The organism is Streptomyces sp. Edi2, assembly GCF_040253635.1.
Classification (GTDB): domain Bacteria; phylum Actinomycetota; class Actinomycetes; order Streptomycetales; family Streptomycetaceae; genus Streptomyces.
Map to the genome: position 1 here is coordinate 2,694,107 of NZ_JBEJGX010000003.1, position 15,370 is coordinate 2,709,476.

At 73.1% G+C, this 15,370-nt stretch carries 15 protein-coding genes; 9 read left to right on the forward strand and 6 right to left on the reverse strand.

The window, feature by feature from the left end; translation table 11 throughout:
* The first annotated feature begins 3 nt into the window (after positions 1-3).
* Positions 4-1,269, forward strand: coding sequence for a beta-ketoacyl-ACP synthase II (gene fabF / locus ABR737_RS15275; protein ID WP_350250727.1), 1,266 nt, complete (start codon positions 4-6; stop codon positions 1,267-1,269).
* A gap of 106 nt (positions 1,270-1,375) precedes the next feature.
* Here fabF and ABR737_RS15280 read toward each other — a convergent pair whose 3' ends face one another.
* Positions 1,376-2,266: an NAD(P)-dependent oxidoreductase gene (locus ABR737_RS15280; RefSeq protein WP_350250728.1), complete on the reverse strand. Its 891-nt coding sequence runs from the start codon at positions 2,264-2,266 to the stop codon at positions 1,376-1,378.
* A gap of 108 nt (positions 2,267-2,374) precedes the next feature.
* Positions 2,375-2,869, reverse strand: coding sequence for a DUF3145 domain-containing protein (locus ABR737_RS15285; RefSeq protein WP_088802014.1), 495 nt, complete (start codon positions 2,867-2,869; stop codon positions 2,375-2,377).
* Positions 2,870-3,191: 322 nt separating this feature from the next.
* On the opposite strand from ABR737_RS15285, the gene ABR737_RS15290 reads away from it, so the two are divergent.
* The 3 genes from ABR737_RS15290 (at position 3,192) to ABR737_RS15300 (ending at position 6,015) form a co-directional block, all read left to right on the forward strand.
* On the forward strand, positions 3,192-4,082 hold the full coding sequence (locus ABR737_RS15290) for a GDSL-type esterase/lipase family protein (protein ID WP_350250729.1): 891 nt from the start codon (positions 3,192-3,194) through the stop codon (positions 4,080-4,082).
* A 24-nt stretch (positions 4,083-4,106) separates the two neighbouring features.
* On the forward strand, positions 4,107-5,138 hold the full coding sequence (locus ABR737_RS15295) for an aldose epimerase family protein (RefSeq protein WP_350250730.1): 1,032 nt from the start codon (positions 4,107-4,109) through the stop codon (positions 5,136-5,138).
* A gap of 175 nt (positions 5,139-5,313) precedes the next feature.
* Entirely contained in the window at positions 5,314-6,015 is a 702-nt protein-coding gene (locus tag ABR737_RS15300) for a DUF4097 family beta strand repeat-containing protein (RefSeq protein WP_350250731.1), read from the forward strand.
* A gap of 53 nt (positions 6,016-6,068) precedes the next feature.
* Here ABR737_RS15300 and ABR737_RS15305 read toward each other — a convergent pair whose 3' ends face one another.
* On the reverse strand, positions 6,069-8,645 hold the full coding sequence (locus ABR737_RS15305; protein WP_350250732.1) for a beta-glucosidase family protein: 2,577 nt from the start codon (positions 8,643-8,645) through the stop codon (positions 6,069-6,071).
* 140 nt (positions 8,646-8,785) lie between these two features.
* Between ABR737_RS15305 and ABR737_RS15310 the strand changes: the two genes are divergently transcribed.
* Entirely contained in the window at positions 8,786-9,460 is a 675-nt protein-coding gene (locus ABR737_RS15310) for a TetR/AcrR family transcriptional regulator (protein WP_350250733.1), read from the forward strand.
* 14 nt (positions 9,461-9,474) lie between these two features.
* Here ABR737_RS15310 and ABR737_RS15315 read toward each other — a convergent pair whose 3' ends face one another.
* Positions 9,475-10,053 carry an LppU/SCO3897 family protein gene (locus ABR737_RS15315; RefSeq protein ID WP_350250734.1) on the reverse strand — a complete coding sequence of 193 codons (579 nt, stop codon included), beginning with the start codon at positions 10,051-10,053 and terminating at the stop codon, positions 9,475-9,477.
* Here ABR737_RS15315 and ABR737_RS15320 point away from each other — a divergent pair.
* On the forward strand, positions 10,042-10,212 hold the full coding sequence (locus ABR737_RS15320) for a hypothetical protein (protein WP_350250735.1): 171 nt from the start codon (positions 10,042-10,044) through the stop codon (positions 10,210-10,212). The genes ABR737_RS15315 and ABR737_RS15320 overlap by 12 nt on opposite strands.
* Positions 10,213-10,550: 338 nt before the next feature.
* On the forward strand, positions 10,551-11,921 hold the full coding sequence (locus ABR737_RS15325) for a pyroglutamyl-peptidase I (protein ID WP_350250736.1): 1,371 nt from the start codon (positions 10,551-10,553) through the stop codon (positions 11,919-11,921).
* A 28-nt stretch (positions 11,922-11,949) separates the two neighbouring features.
* Here the strand turns inward: ABR737_RS15325 and ABR737_RS15330 are convergent, their stop codons facing one another.
* Positions 11,950-12,867: a LysR substrate-binding domain-containing protein gene (locus ABR737_RS15330; protein WP_350250737.1), complete on the reverse strand. Its 918-nt coding sequence runs from the start codon at positions 12,865-12,867 to the stop codon at positions 11,950-11,952.
* 100 nt (positions 12,868-12,967) lie between these two features.
* On the opposite strand from ABR737_RS15330, the gene ABR737_RS15335 reads away from it, so the two are divergent.
* A complete protein-coding gene (locus ABR737_RS15335) occupies positions 12,968-14,044 on the forward strand; it encodes a pyridoxal-phosphate dependent enzyme (protein WP_350250738.1) in 1,077 nt (358 codons plus the stop codon).
* 99 nt (positions 14,045-14,143) lie between these two features.
* Here ABR737_RS15335 and ABR737_RS15340 read toward each other — a convergent pair whose 3' ends face one another.
* Positions 14,144-14,794: a TIGR03086 family metal-binding protein gene (locus ABR737_RS15340; protein ID WP_502964328.1), complete on the reverse strand. Its 651-nt coding sequence runs from the start codon at positions 14,792-14,794 to the stop codon at positions 14,144-14,146.
* Positions 14,795-14,846: 52 nt separating this feature from the next.
* Between ABR737_RS15340 and ABR737_RS15345 the strand changes: the two genes are divergently transcribed.
* Positions 14,847-15,350, forward strand: a complete 504-nt coding sequence (locus ABR737_RS15345; protein ID WP_350250740.1) for a MarR family winged helix-turn-helix transcriptional regulator — start codon at positions 14,847-14,849, stop codon at positions 15,348-15,350.
* Positions 15,351-15,370 lie beyond the last annotated feature (20 nt).

Genomic DNA, 15,370 nt, shown 5'->3' on the forward strand with positions numbered 1-15,370 from the left:
CCCGTGAACGCGACCAATCGCACCGTGGTCGTCACCGGTATCGGCGCAACCACACCGCTGGGTGGCGACAGCGCTTCGTCCTGGGAGGCCCTGCTCGCCGGACGTTCCGGTGTCAGCACCCTCGAACAGGACTGGGCCGCCGATCTGCCCGTCCGTATCGCCGGGCAGATCGCCGTCGAGCCGTCCGAGATCATTCCCCGTCCGCAGGCCCGCAAGCTGGACCGCTCGGCGCAGTTCGCGCTGGTCGCGGCCCAGGAGGCCTGGAAGGACGCGGGCTTCACCGCCAAGGCCGGCGAGGACACGGCGGTCAACCCCGACCGTCTGGGCGCCGTCATCGCCTCCGGCATCGGCGGTGTGACGACCCTGCTCGACCAGTACGACGTGCTCAAGGAGAAGGGCGTACGCCGCGTCTCCCCGCACACCGTGCCGATGCTGATGCCGAACTCGCCGTCCGCCAATGTCGGCATCGAGTTCAACGCCCGCGCCGGTGTGCACACGCCGGTCTCGGCGTGTGCGTCGGGCGCCGAGGCCATCGGCTACGCGATCGAGATGATCCGCTCGGGCCGCGCCGATGTCGTCGTCGCGGGTGGCACGGAGGCCGCCATCCACCCGCTGCCGATCGTGGCGTTCGGCAACATGATGGCGATGTCCAAGAACAACGACGACCCGCAGGGCGCCTCCCGTCCCTGGGACGTCGACCGCAACGGCTTCGTGCTCGGCGAGGGCGCGGGCGTGATCGTCCTGGAGTCCGAGGAGCACGCCAAGGCCCGCGGCGCCACGATCTACGCGGAGGCCGTCGGCCAGGGCATCTCGGCCGACGCCCACCACATCACGCAGCCCGAGCCGTCCGGCAACGGCATCGCGGCGGCGCTGCAGAACCTGCTCGACAACACCGGTCTCCAGCCCGCCGAGATCGTGCATGTGAACGCGCATGCCACCTCGACGCCGGCCGGTGACGTCGGTGAGCTCCGGGCACTGCGCAAGGCGTTCGGCGACGACGTCGACCACATGGCCATCACCAGCACGAAGTCGATGACCGGCCACCTCCTGGGCGGCGCGGGCGGCATCGAGACGGTGGCCACGGTCCTCGCGCTCAAGAACCGGATCGCCCCGCCGACGATCAACATCGACCAGCTCGACCCGGAAGCCGACGCGGACATCGTCCGCGGCGAGGCCCGCAAGCTGCCCGCCGAGGGCCGGATCGCGGCCCTGAACGACTCGTTCGGCTTCGGCGGCCACAACGTGGTCCTGGCCTTCCGGACGGTCTGAGACACAAGGGAAGGGCCCCGCCCGGTGACTGTCACCGGGCGGGGCTCTTTGCCTGTTTTCCGTGCTTGATTCCTTGCCCGCTCCCCTGCCTGTCTCCCTGGCTGTCTCAGCCGCCGAAGCTGGCGAAGTACGCGGCAGCCGCGTCCTCTTCGCCGTGGCCCTGCCCCTCGGCCCGGCGCAGGCGTTCCGCTCCCGCGGCCGCCAGATCCATCCGTACACCGGCGGTGCCGGCGGCCTCCAGGATCAGCCGGGCGTCCTTGCGGGCCGCGGACACCGTGAAGCTCGGCGGGTAGTTCCCGGACAGGATCAGCTCGGATTTCAGCCGGAGATACGGCATGTCGAGCGCCCCGCCGGCGACCGCGTCGAGGAAGTCGCGCGGGTCAACGCCGAGCGCCTTGGCGAGGGCGAGGGACTCACCCGTACCGTTGATGACCGTCAGCACCCAGTTGTTGACGACGAGCTTGAGATGGCTGGCCGCTCCGCCCGCCCCGTCCTCGCCGACCCACAGGGTCCGGCTCCCGACGATGCCGAAGATGCGCTCGGCCCGCTCCCGGACGTCCTGCGGGCCGGCCGCCAGGATCGTCAACTCCCCCTTCTCCGCGGGCGCCTTGGTGCCCAGTACGGGGGCGTCCACGAACCGCAGGCGGTGCTCGTCGGCGAAGCGGGCGAGCGCCGGGAGGGCTTCGGTGCCCACCGTGCTCGTCTGGAGCCACAGGGCACCGGCCGGCAGCGCGTCCGCGGCCTGCCGCATCGCCTGCAGGGCGGCCTCCCCGTCCAGGAGCATCGTGAGGACCACATCGGCGCCCTCCACCGCCTCGGCGGGGGTGCCGGTGACGCGGGCCCCGTCGGCGGCCAGCGGCTCGGCCCTGGCGCGCGTGCGGTTCCAGACCCGGACGTCCAGACCGGCCCTGGCGAGGTTGCGGGCCATCGCCGCACCCATGATTCCGGTGCCGAGCACCGCTACTGACGGGGCGTCGGAAGAGTTGTTGTCGGCCATGACGGCACGCTAGGCCGTGGAGCGCGCTCCAGGGCATCTGCTGCCGCGTGTCGGGACGGCTCCGTTGGAGGGACGGGACGGCTCACCTGGGGCCAGGGGGGAGACGCCCTAGACGACCTGGTGGAGCCAGCGGACCGGGGCACCCTCGCCCGCGTACCGGAAGGGCTCCAGTTCGTCGTCCCAGGGCTTGCCGAGGAGCTTGTCGACCTCGGCGGCGAGTTCGGTCTCGCCGCGCGCCGAGCGGGCGACCGCGGCGCGCAGCCGGTCCTCGGGGATGAGGATGTCGCCGTGGATGCCCGTGACGGCGTGGAAGATGCCCAGGTCGGGGGTGGAGCTGTAGCGCTCACCCTCGGCGGTGGAGCAGGGTTCCGCGGTCACTTCGAAGCGCAGCAGATGCCAGCCGCGCAGCGCGGAGGCCAGCTTGGAGGCCGTGCCGGCCTCCCCCTGCCACGAGAACTCGGCTCTCCAGGTGCCCGGGGACGCCGGCTGGCGGATCCAGTCGAGATTGACGCGCACACCGAGGACGCCCGCGACGGCCCATTCGACATGCGGGCACAGCGCGCGCGGAGCGGAGTGGACGTACAGAACTCCACGTGTCGTCACCGGGACCTCCAGTGCGGTTCGAGGTTCGCCTTCCCCAGCGGCCTCGTGCCCGTTCCGGTTGCGGCCGGGACAGTTGCCATTCTGCCCCAGTGACCACTTCGGCACCAGCATGCTGGTGACCTACAGTAAACACCATTGGGCGGAATTTGCCGCAAAAGGGACAGGAAATGACGTGATGTAATTTGTCTGTGCCGACTGCACCAGCCACTTTGGGTCACCGCCCGGCAGGCACGGGGCAAAGCTACCGCGCGGTGCCGGTCGAGGGGGTGACGTACCGTCGGTACCCGAAGAGATATCACTCGCACGCCGGAGGGGACAGGGGATGAAACAGAACGATCGGCCTGTTCGCCCCCGGCGCAGCCGCTTCGGCCGCCGCTCCTCACGCACCGTCGCCGCCGCTTCCGCCCTGGTGATCGCCCTCACCTCCTGTAGCGGCGGCGGGCACCCGGAGAAGCCGCACCCCAAGCCGACGCCCGTATGGCACACCGACCCCGGCTCGATCGCGGCGCTCGGGGACTCGATCACGGTCGGCTTCGACGCCTGCACACTGCTCTCCGAATGCCCGCGGGTCTCCTGGGCCACCGGCACCGACCCCAAGGTCGGCAGCGTCGCCCGGCGGCTCGTCAAGCACCCCGCCACCCACAGCTGGAACTTCGCCAGGACCGGTGCGCTGATGAGCGATCTGCCGGACCAGATCACCGCGGCCGTCCACCGCAAACCCGAGTTGGTCACGGTCCTGATCGGCGCCAATGACGCCTGCCGGCGCGATGTCGGGTCGATGACCCCGACGGCCGCCTTCCGCGCCGGCTTCGCGCGGTCCATGAAGCGGCTGCGGCGCGCCCTGCCGCACACCCAGGTGTATGTCGCGGCGGTCCCCGACCTGTTGCGGCTGTGGTCCGAAGGGCGCAAGAACCCGCTCGGCAAACAGGTGTGGAGGCTGGGCATCTGCGGGTCGATGCTGCGCGATCCGGACGATCTGACGAAGGCGGCGCAGGACCGGCGGGCGACGGTGCGGGAACGGGTGGTGGCCTACAACTCGGCGCTGGCCGGGGTGTGCGGCAAGGATCCGCTGTGCCGCTTCGACAAGTCGGTCTTCGACTACCGTTTCACCGGGCGCCAGTTGAGCACCTGGGACTGGTTCCACCCGGGCGCCCGCGGCCAGAAGGAGCTGGCGGCACTGGCGTTCCGCGTGATCACCCGGGCGCAGCCGTAGGGGCCGTGCCATAGGCTCACGCGTATGACGACGCAGGTCAGCAGGGAACCCTTCGGCGCGCTCGACGACGGCACCCGTGTCGACCGCTGGACCCTGGAGTCGGGGCCGGGCGGGCTGCGGGTCCGCATCCTCACCTACGGCGGAATCATCCAGACGGTGGAGGCGCCGGACCGGGACGGGGCGAGGGGGCAGTTGGCACTGGGCTTCGCCGGCCTCGCGTCGTATGCCGCGCACGGCGGGTCGTACTTCGGTGCGCTGGTCGGGCGGTACGCCAACCGGATCGCCGGGGCGTCCTTCACGCTCGACGGCGAGGCCCACACGCTGACCCCGAACGACGGGCGGCACAGTCTGCACGGCGGACCGGGGGGATTTTCCCGGGTGGTGTGGGAGGCCCGTCAGGTCGACGAGGGCGTGCAGTTGCACCGGGTCAGCCCGGCGGGTGAGGAAGGCTTCCCCGGCGCCCTGGACGTCCGCGTGACGTACACCGTCTCGGCCGGCGCGCTGCGTATCGTCTCGCACGCGACGACCGACGCACCGACCGTCGTCAATCTCACGAACCACACTTACCTCAATCTGGGGGGCGACGGCAGCGGCAGCGCCACCGGCCACGAGCTGCGGCTGACGGCGTCCCGGTATACGCCCGTCGACGGCACCGGCATACCGGTGCCCGGAGCGCCCGCCGACGTCACCGGCACCCGCTTCGACTTCCGGGCGGCACGGGCGGTGGCGGGCGCGTACGACCACAACTTCGCGCTGGACGGCGGGGTGTGCGCCGCGCCGCGTACGGTGGCAGAGCTGTCCGACCGGCGGTCGGGCCGCGTCCTGGAACTGGCCACCACCGAGCCCGGTCTGCAGCTCTACACCGCGGATCACCTCGACGGCACCCTGACCGGCACCTCGGGTGTCCCCTACGGACCGGCGGCCGGCCTGGCCCTGGAAACCCAGCATTTCCCGGACTCGCCGAACCGCCCGGACTTCCCCGGCACGGTGCTGCGGCCCGGCGAGACCTATCGGTCACAGACCGTTTACGCGTTCTCGGTGCGGCCCCGGGCCTGAAGCCGGGCGACGGGGCGACCGTGGCGCTGCCCCAGGAGTACGGGAAACCCTTAAGGGCGGGGGCCGGAGGAGGTCATCCTGTGCGCTGACGCGGTGGAGCGGCGGAGCGGGAACGATGAGAAGTGACCGGAGCTCCGGTCACTTCGTCCGCCACCTGCCCGGGAGACCTCTCACCATGGCCCGCCTTCGCGTTCCCCATCTCGTACTGTCCTGTGCGGCGTTAACCGTGCTGGTGACCGGCTGCTCGCTGTCGGGTTTCGGTCCGACGAAGGAGGCGGAGCGGACGTACAGCGTGCAGGGCAAGGTCACCGCGCTCTCGGCGACGACCCACGGCGGGGACATCGAGGTGGTCCCGATCGACGCCGGCGGGTCGGTCAAGGTGACGGAGAAGTATGAGTACACCGAGCAGAAGCCGTCCCCCGAGCACGGGGTCAAGGACGGCCGGCTGACGCTCAAGGCCGAGGAGTGCGGCATGCGGCGCAAGTGCGCGGTGAACTACCGGGTCCTGCTGCCGCGCAACGCCTCGGTCGACCTGCGGACCAGTGGCGGGGACATCATCGTCCGCGGCGCGTCGGGCGGCATCGCCGCGGAGACCAGCGGCGGCGATATCACCGTCACGGACTCCGCGGCCCGCAGGGCGAAGGCGAAAACCAGCGGCGGAGACGTGGACCTCGCGCTGTCCACGGCACCCGACGAGGTGTCGGGCCGGACCAGCGGGGGCAGCGTCACCATCCGCCTGCCGAAGGGCAGCTCCTTCGCCGTGGACGCCTCGACGAGCGGCGGCACCCGCAAGGTCTCCGTCCCCGCGGACGACGACTCCCCGCACAAGGTGACGGCACGGACGAGCGGCGGTGATGTGTCCGTGGTGACCTCATGAGGGGGCGCCGCCGGGGGCGTTCCCGGGCGGGCGCGCCCCCGGCCCCGGCCGGGTCAGCCGACGGTGACCTCCGCGGTCAGCCTGCGGTCATCGACGCTGTGCGCCGCCTCGACGAGGTAGACGCCCTTGACCCGGCGCCAGCCGCCGTCCGCCGCTTGCCCGCCGCCCATCGCTTGCCCGCCGTCGGCCGCGTCACCTCCGTCGCCCGCTTCCCAGACCGCGAACGCCCGGTCCGGCAGCGGGATCTCGGCCTCCGTGCTCTCCCCGGGGCCGGCCTCGACGACCGCGAAGCCGGCCAGCCAGCGGGCCGGGCGCTCCGGAGCGTCAGGGGCGGCGTCCGCAGTGGGCGCCAGATAGATCTGGACGACCTCGCGGCCGGGCCGGTCGCCCGCGTTGCGGATCCGCACCCGCACCGAGTCAGGGGTCGTGTCCAGCGACTCGTACTCCCAGTCGGTGTAGCCGAGTCCGTGGCCGAAGGGGTAGGCGGGCGCGGGCGCGGAGCGCTGCCAGCCGCGGTAGCCCATGTACACCCCTTCGGAGTAGGCGAGTTGACCGCCGGCCGGGGTCACGGTGGTGACCGGGGCGTCGGCGAGCGTGGCCGGCCAGGTGGTGGGGAGCCGGCCGCCCGGCTCATGGGCACCGAGCAGGACATCGGCCAGCGCCGCGCCGGCCTCCTGGCCGGGGAACCAGCTCAGCAGCACGGCGGGGACCTCGGCACGCCACGGAAGCTCCACCGGGGAACCGGAGTTGACGACCACGACCGTGTGCGGGTTGGCGGCGGCGACCCGGGTGACCAGCTCGTCCTGACGGCCGGGCAGCCGCAGATCGCTGCGGTCGAAGCCCTCGGACTCGGTCTCATCGGTGGTGGCGACGACCACGATCGCGACCTCGGCGCCGGCCGCGGCGCGGACCGCCTCCTCGATCTCCGTATCGGCGTCGGGCCGCGGTTCGACGTGGCCGAGGGCGAAGGCCGGCGAGGCGGGAGCTTCGCCCGGCTGCGGGCCGCCCACCGCGCACCGCAGGGTGACCTCGACGCTCTCGCCCGCCGTCAGTTCCGCCGTCATGCGGCGCTGGGCGGGGCGCAGGTACGCCTCGAAGGGGTCGCTGCCCTCGGGCGTGAGGCGGCCGTCGAAGAGGACCGCTCCGCCGACGGTCAGCCGCAGCTCGCCGGTGCCGGAGACCGCGAGGGTGTGACTGCCGGTGAGCCTCGGGAGGTAGCTGCCGGTCAGCTCGACGGCGCTCAGGTTCTGCCGGGTGACGCCCTCGGGCAGCCGGCCGGTCGTCTGCACCGTGCCGTCGGCCTGCGGTGTCTCCGCCAGTACCCGGCCGTCGGCGGCCAGGTAGCGGGCGTGCAGCGTGAAGCCTTCGCGGGCGTGCGGGACCCGGGTGCGCGGATCGGCGCCGACGGCGAAGGTGACCTCGACGTGGTCCGGGAGCGCGGCGCGCAGCCCCTCCAGCGGGGAGACGACCGCGTCGGGGAAGACGGTGGCGGAGCCGCCGCCGAGGACCCGGGCCTCGCGGGCGGCCGCCCCGATGACGGCGACCCTGCGAAGGGCCGCGGCGTCCAGCGGCAGGGCCCGCCGTGCCGCGCCCACCGGCTCGTTGCGCAGCAGGACACACCCCCGCCGGGCGATCTCGCGGGCCACCGCCCGGCCGTCGATGCCCTGCGGGACAGCGGCCGGGTCGACCGCGGCCGGCACCCCTTCCAGGCATCCGGTGCGGGCGGCGAGCAGCAGCACCCTGCGCACCGCGTCGTCCACCTCCGACCCGTCCACCTCACCCGCACGGACGACCTCGGCAAGCGGCGCGCCGTAGACCGTACGGGGCCCCGGCATCGCCACGTCCAGGCCGCCGCGCAGGGCGCGCACGGTGTCGCGGGCGGCCGTCCAGTCGGAGACGTTGACGCCGTCGAAGCCCCATTCGCCGCGCAGCACGTCCTGCACCAGCGCTCGGTGTTCGGTCATCGTCACGCCGTTGACCTGGTTGTAGGCGGTCATGACGCCCCAGGGGCGGGCGTGTTCGACGATGTGCTCGAAGGGCGCGAGATAGAGCTCGCGCAGCGGGCGCGGGGCGATGCGGTTGTCGACCGTGAGCCGGTCGGTCTCGGCGTCGTTGCCGACGAAGTGCTTGACCGTCGTACCGACGCCGCCTTCCTGCACACCGCGCACATACCCGGCGCCGATCGCGCCGGTGAGCAGCGGGTCCTCCGCATAGCACTCGAAGTGGCGGCCGCCCAGCGGTGAGCGGTGGAGGTTGACGGTCGGCGCGAGGAGGACGTGCACGCCCTTGCGGCGGGCTTCCTGGGCGAGGAGGTGGCCGGCCCGGCGGGCGAGCTCGGGGTCCCAGGTGGCGGCCAGCGCCGTCGGGCTGGGCAGCGTGACCGAGGGGTTCTCGGCGTTCCACTCCCGGCCCCGCACACCGACCGGTCCGTCCGACATCACCAGCGACCGCAGCCCGATCGCCGGCACGGCCGGCAGGGTCCACATGTCCTGGCCGGACAGCAGCCGGACCTTGGTGTCGAGGTCGAGTGCGGCGAGCGCCCGCTCCACCACTGCGGTGTGGTCGTGCGCGTCGCCCTGGGCACGGTGGTGGGCGTCGGTGGGGTGGCGGGGCTGGGTGTCGTCGGTCATGCGGCTCTCCGGTGCTCCCTGATTGGACGTGCGGCCCCCTTGCCGCGATTCTCGCCGCCCTACCTCCCGGCCGGTAGGCGTCGTTACTTTTCCGATACACCAGTCGTACGGGATCTCCACGCGGGAGTTACGCTCGGCCGGTGACTGCACCAGACCAGGACGAATCCCACGGAGGCGGGGCGGGCGCCCGGCGGGGCGGTGGCGGGCGGGAGGCCCGGCGCGCGGAGCGGCGCGAGGCCATCCTGCAGGCCGCCATGGAGCTCATCGCCGAGCGCGGCTACCGCCGTACCTCCCTCGCCGCCGTGGCCGAGCGCGCCGGACTGACCCAGCAGGGGCTGCTGCACCACTTCCCGACGAAGGAGCTGCTGCTGGTCGGCGTGCTGGAGGTGCGCGACCGCTGGGACCTGGCCTCGGCCGCCGTGGCGTCCGGCACCTTGCGCACCGACGCCCTCGCCCAGCTCGTCGACTACAACGCCACCCGCTCCGGCATCGTCCAGACCTACACGGTGCTCTCCGCCGACAGCGTCACCGAGGACCACCCCGCCCGCGCCTTCTTCGAATCCCGCTTCCGCGCCGTACGCGCCGCGATGGCCGAGGTGCTGCGCGCCGAGCACGGCGACACGCTGCCCGGCGGCCTGTCCCCCGAGCGGGCGGCGCCGCTGCTGGCCGCCGTGATGGACGGCCTGCAACTGCAGTGGCTGCTGGACCCGGAGGAGGTGGACATGCCGGCGGCGTTCCGGGACTTCCTGGCGCTGCTCGGGCAGGCAGGAGGGCAGGGCGGCGCCGGATCCGGCGAGGAGCCGGGCGTGGGGTGACCCTCCCGGCGCCGCTACCGGGCAGGGGAAAGGCAGGAAATCGTCAACTTGTCCGGGCTGTACTCGGGATCGGCGAGCATGTCACCGCCGGCGCAGTGGGCCTTCGAGGTGTCGAGCCTGCGCGTCACCTTGTACTGCGCGTCGGCCGAACCGCAGTCCACGACCTCCAGGTCCTGGTCCTGCCAGTCACCTTCGTTGCGTACGCAGTCACCGACGGCGAGGGTGGGCGCCTTCCCGATGCCGGCCCCGTCGACGAACAGGCCGAGTGCGAGCAGGGCCGGGATCGCCACCGCCACGAGGGTCATCGGCACCAGGAACAGCATCGCCTCCGGGCGGCGCAGCAGCGACTTGCCCGGGTCGAGCGAGGGCCGGAAACCGCCTGCGGGAGCGGCCAGTTTGCGGAACCGGCCCCGGGGGCCGAGGTTCATCAGCAAGGTGAGCGGGGTGATGGCCACGGACAGCGGGCTCCACCAGCCCTGCCACAGCGTCTTCGCGGACATCTCGCGATAGGTGGCCAGCCCGCAGGAGCGGCAGAACATGCCGCGGCGGCTGAGGAACCGCATCAGGAAGAGGAGGCCCTGATGCCCGCGCACGGTGGCCTGCACGGCGGGCTGAGCACCGCAGAACTGGCAGCCCGGAACGACGGCGTACGGCTGCGGGTGCGGAGGCGACTGCGGGTGCGGGTACTGGTGTTGCTGGTGCTGGTGGGCGTACGGATGCGGATGCGGGTGCTGCTGGGCGTACGGGGGTGACGGGGCCTGGGCCTGGGCCGGGTATCCCGGCTGCGGGGCATACGGGCCGGCGGGCTGGTGCGGGTAGGCACCCGGCGGCTGGTGCGGAGCGGCACCGGCAGGCTGCTGCGGGTAAGGCCCCGCGGGCGGTGGGGCGTACGGGTGCGGGCCGTGCGGTGGTGGCGGGGTGGCCACAGAGATCCCCCTGAGTCTCGTGCCTGTCGCCGGACGCGGCGGTGGGCCGGACCGGGCCGAATCAGGAACCCTATCCTCGGCCTCTCGGCGGATACGGGGCAGGGCGCCGGGCAGAGGCCGAGGAGCTCTACCGCCCCGCCGTGCGCACCGCTTTACTCACCCCCATGAGACGCATACGTACCAGGATGGGCGCGCTCGGTGTCGCGCTGCTGGCCGCCGCCCCACTGTGCCTGGCGGCGCCGGACGCCGTGGCCGCCCCGGCGGATGTCACGGCCGATGTCACGGCCGATGTCACGGTGGAGGAGGGGCGGCTGACGCAAGCCGCGCCGCAGGAGATCCTGCGGCGCAGTGGATTCGACGCGGTGGAGCGGGAGTTCGAGCAGGGGCTGGCCCGGGTGACCAGCTACGGCGAAGCCCGGCGCCGTGTCGCCGACGCGGGGCGGGCGCTGTGGCGGCGGGCCGTGGACCGGGCGCAGGGGCGCGGGCCCGACGGCGGGGATCTGAGCCGGGACGACGACCGGCCGCTGTACTGGGCGCGACTGGGAATGACCAGGCAACTACGGCAGTGGCAGCCGGGCTTCGGCCTGACGGAGTCCGAGCGCGGCGCCCTCCTCGGGTCGCTGGAGCGGGGCTCGCGCGGCCAGGACTCGATCGAACTGCCCGCGGGAAAGCACATCTTGCGGATCGTGGTGACCGGATTCGACCCGTTCCAGCTGGACGCCGACGCCCGGCGCAGCAATCCGTCGGGGGCGGCGGCGCTCGCGCTGGACGGGACGACGGTACGCACCGCCTCCGGGCAGCCGGCCCGGATCGAGACCGCGGTCTTCCCCGTACGGTGGGCCGATTTCGCGGAGGGCACGGTGGAGCGCACGCTGCTCCCGCACTTCCGGAGCGGGGCGCGGCAGGCCGATCTGTTCACGACGATCAGCCAGGGGCGGCCCGGGCGGTTCGACGTCGAGCGGACCAACGGGGCCTGGCGGGGCGGCTATCCGGACAACGCACGGGAATCCCGTACGGAGACCGTGCCGATTCCGGCAGGGGTGCCGACCGTGCGGCCGCAGCCGCAGTGGACGACCACCAGCCTGCCGTACGCACGGATCGTGGCGGCCTGGACCGGGCCCTTCCCCGTGGTCGACCACACCGAGGTCACGGAGATCCCGGCGGGCGGCACCGGGCCGGTCGACCGGCCGGACGGGCCGACTCCCGGGTCCACGGCCCGTGCCGGGGGCGGCGGGGACTATCTGTCCAATGAGATCGCCTACCGGGCGACGCTACTGAGGGACGCGGTGCGCCCGGCCCTCCCGGGCGGGCATCTCCACACCCCCGTGCTGGAGTTCGGCCCCGGCAACACGGACCCGGCGCACGGCCGGGTCACCGATCCGGACTTCGTCCAGCACCGGGTCGCGATCACCGAGCAGGTACGGGCGATCCTGACGGTGGCGGCCTCGGAGACGGGGGCAGCCTCACAGACGGGGGCGACCTCGCAGACGGGGGCGGCGCCGGGTGCGGCAGCGGCGCCGGGCGCGCGGAGGTAGAGCCGGCGGAACCGGGCCTGCCGGTTGCTCAGGGCAGGCAGCGGGCACGCCCGACGGCGCGCTGCAGCGCCGAACGGCAGGCCCGGACCGCCGGGTGGCGTTCACTGCCGTGCCGTACGGCAGTGAAGAGCCGCCGGGTGCGGCCGCCGTCCGGCAGCGGCAGCAGCGGCACGCTCGGCGCGCCCCCGCCCCACAGCAGATCGGGCAGGAGAGCCACCGCGTGCCCCTGCTCCACCAGCCGCAGCTGCACCAGCAGATCGGGCGACTCGAACCGCACGTCGGGCTCGAAGCCGGCCTGGCGGCACACGGCCGTCGCCCACCGCCGGGACGCGGTACCCGCCGGCTCCATGACCCACGGCCGGCCGGAGAGCGCGCGCAGTGCCGCCGCCGGCCCGTCCGTCCGGGAGGCGCTGTCCGGCGTCAGGGCGAGTCGCATCTCGTCGCCGCACAGCTCCGCCGAGTCCACCTCGGCGGGGCGGGCGACCGCGTGCCCCGGGTACTCCTCCGCCACGACCAGGTCCACATCCCGCGCGAGCAGGGCGGGCAGCGCCGCCTCCGGCTCCGCCTGCAGGACGTGGACGCGCAGCCCCGGGTGTTCCTCGCGCAGCAGGGTGAGCGCCGGCGGGACGAGCGCCAGCACGGCCGTCTGGAAGGCGGCGACCCGCAGCGTGCCGGTGACGGCGGCCAGCGAGGCGGCGATATCGGCCTCGGCCCGCTCCAGGCGCTCCAGCAGAACTTCCGTGTGCGCCACAAGGATCTCGGCCTGCTCGGTCAGCCTTACGCGCCGTCCCACCGGCTCCAGCAGCGCCACGCCCGCCTCGGCCTCCAGCACCGAGAGTTGCTGCGAGACCGAGGAAGGGCTGTACGAGAGGGCCGCCGCGACGGCGGCGAGGGTGCCGCGGTGCTTGAGCTCGCGCAGCAGTCGCAGCCGGTGAAGATCGAGCATGTCCGGGTCCAACGCCCTTCCATCGTTCGGTTTTTCCGACGATTATCGCTCGAAAAGATGTGCTGGACCGTGGGGACGGCGGTGCGGCAGCGTGCCCCCCATGCCCACTTCTCACTGGTACGCACAGCCGTCCGCCCGTTCCTGGACCTGTCCGCCCACCCCGCGTGAGGCGATCGGATTCCACGCCACCCTGCCCGGTTACGCACCGACGCCGCTGCGCGAACTACCCACACTGGCCGACGAGTTGGGAGTGCACCGGGTGTTCGTCAAGGACGAGTCCGCCCGGCTCGGCCTGCCCGCGTTCAAGATCCTGGGAGCCTCCTGGGCGATCCACCGCGCACTGGCCGAAACGCCCGGCGAACGGCTCGTCACCGCCACCGACGGCAACCACGGCCGCGCCGTGGCCCGTACCGCCCGGCTGCTGGGCCTGACCGCCGAGGTCTTCGTGCCCGCTGCGGTGCACCCGGCTGCGGCCGCCGCCATCGCGCATGAGGGCGCCCGGGTGACACGGGTCGACGGGTCGTACGACGACGCCGTACACCGGGCTGCCGACACCGCCGCGCGCACCCGCGGCGCCGTCCTCGTCCAGGACACCGCCCTGCCGGGATACACCCGGATACCGGGGTGGATCATCGAGGGCTACGCCACGCTCTTCGACGAGACCGATGCGCAACTGCGCGCGCTGGGCGCCGGGCCCGCCGGGCTGGTGGCTGTCCCCGTCGGCGTCGGCTCACTGGCGCAGGCCGCCGTCAGCCACTACCGCGCCCCGCGGGACGCCCCGCCGCCGTCGGTGCTGAGCGTCGAACCGGACACCGCCGCGGCTGTCCTGACATCCCTGACCGCCGGCCGCCCGACCACGGTTTCCACCGGCACCACCATCATGGCCGGGCTCAACTGCGGCACGCCCTCCAGCGCCGCCTGGCCCCTGCTGCGCGACGGCCTCGACGCCGCTGTCGCCGTCACCGACGCCGACAGCGCCCGGGCGGCCCGTGACCTGGCAGCGCTCGGACTCTCCGCCGGCCCCTGCGGCGCCGCCTCGCTGGCCGGCGCCCGGGCCGCCCTGACCTCCGGCGCCGGACGCCGCGCGGCGCTGGCGGAGCACAGCACCCGCGCGGTCGTACTGCTCAACACCGAGGGCGCCGACGCCAATCCTCAGGTGTTGAGTGCCGGGCGTTGAGTGCTGAGCGTTGGGTGCTGAGCGCTGGGTGCTGGGTGCTGGGTGCTGGGTGCCGGGTGCTGGAGTTCCGGACGGTCCGCCGCCGGTCCGGCGTGCTGATCACCGAAGGGGGGCGCGCCAGTCCGGCGAACGGCCGAGAGCCGCCAGGATGCTCTCCAGTGGACCCGTGCCGTGGTCCGCGGACAGGCGCGGCCGAAAGGCGCTGCCCGGGGCCAGCCGGGAGTCGTCATCCGGGACGGCGTGGGCGATCGGCGCTGCGGCGTCCAGGAGTTCGGCAGTGGGTGCGTACGTGAGGCCCAGGGTGCGGGCGACATCCCAGCTGTGCATGACGTAGTCGATGAGGTGGAAGCCGATCGCGCGGGCGGCGGGAAACGTCTGGGCACCGCTGAATTCCGGGAGGGTGAACGGACGGTCGGGGCGTTCCACGGTCGCGAAGGCGGCGATGACGTGTCCGGCCGCGGTGCGGTACTGCGCGACGGGGTCCTCGCCGAGCGGCCCGACCGACCAGTGCGACAGGTCCTGTCCGTGCCCGAGCGCTGCCGCCGCGAACCCGTTGTGCTGGGCCGTCATATGGGCGAGCAGATCGGCCAGCGTCCATGCCGAGCAAGGGGTCGGCCTGCAAAGGTCGGCGGGGGTCGTCCGGCTCATCAGGGCCACGCTGTCCCGGACCGCCCGGGCGTCGAGGCGCCGGAGCCGTGCGAAGTCCGCGTGCGGTGCGGGCGTATCCCCGCCAGGCGTATCCGTATGCATGCGCTTACGATCTGCGCGAGCACATAATTTGTCAACGGGTATTTTCTTGGCCATGGCCGAGAACGCAGCCGAGAAAGCAGCCGACAGCGGCACCTCACCCGGGGGGCGGCCGGCCCGTCCCGATCTCGCGGCGATGATCGTGCCCCTGGGGCGTGCGCTCATGGCCGCCGAGCAGCCGGTCCTCGATGCGCACGGCCTGACGATGTGGGCGTACTCGGTCCTGCTGCACCTCGACGAGACACCGATCCGCACCCAAGCGGCCCTGGCCGAGGCCATCCGGGCGGACAAGACCCGCATCATCGCCGTCCTCGACGACCTGGAGACCCGGGAGCTGATCCACCGTCAGCCCGATCCCGCGGACCGGCGGGTGCGCCTGCTGTCGCTCACCCCCGAGGGCCGGCGGCTGCGGGACAGGGTGCAGTCCGCGATCCAGCAAGGCGAGGAGCGACTGCTCGCCCAGCTGCCGGCCGCCGACCGCGCCGGCTTCCTCAGGGGGCTGCAGGCGCTGTCGGCACTGCCGGAACTACGGCGTGGACGAGGCCCGTCGGCTTCCTGACTTCCCGGTTTCCCGGTTTC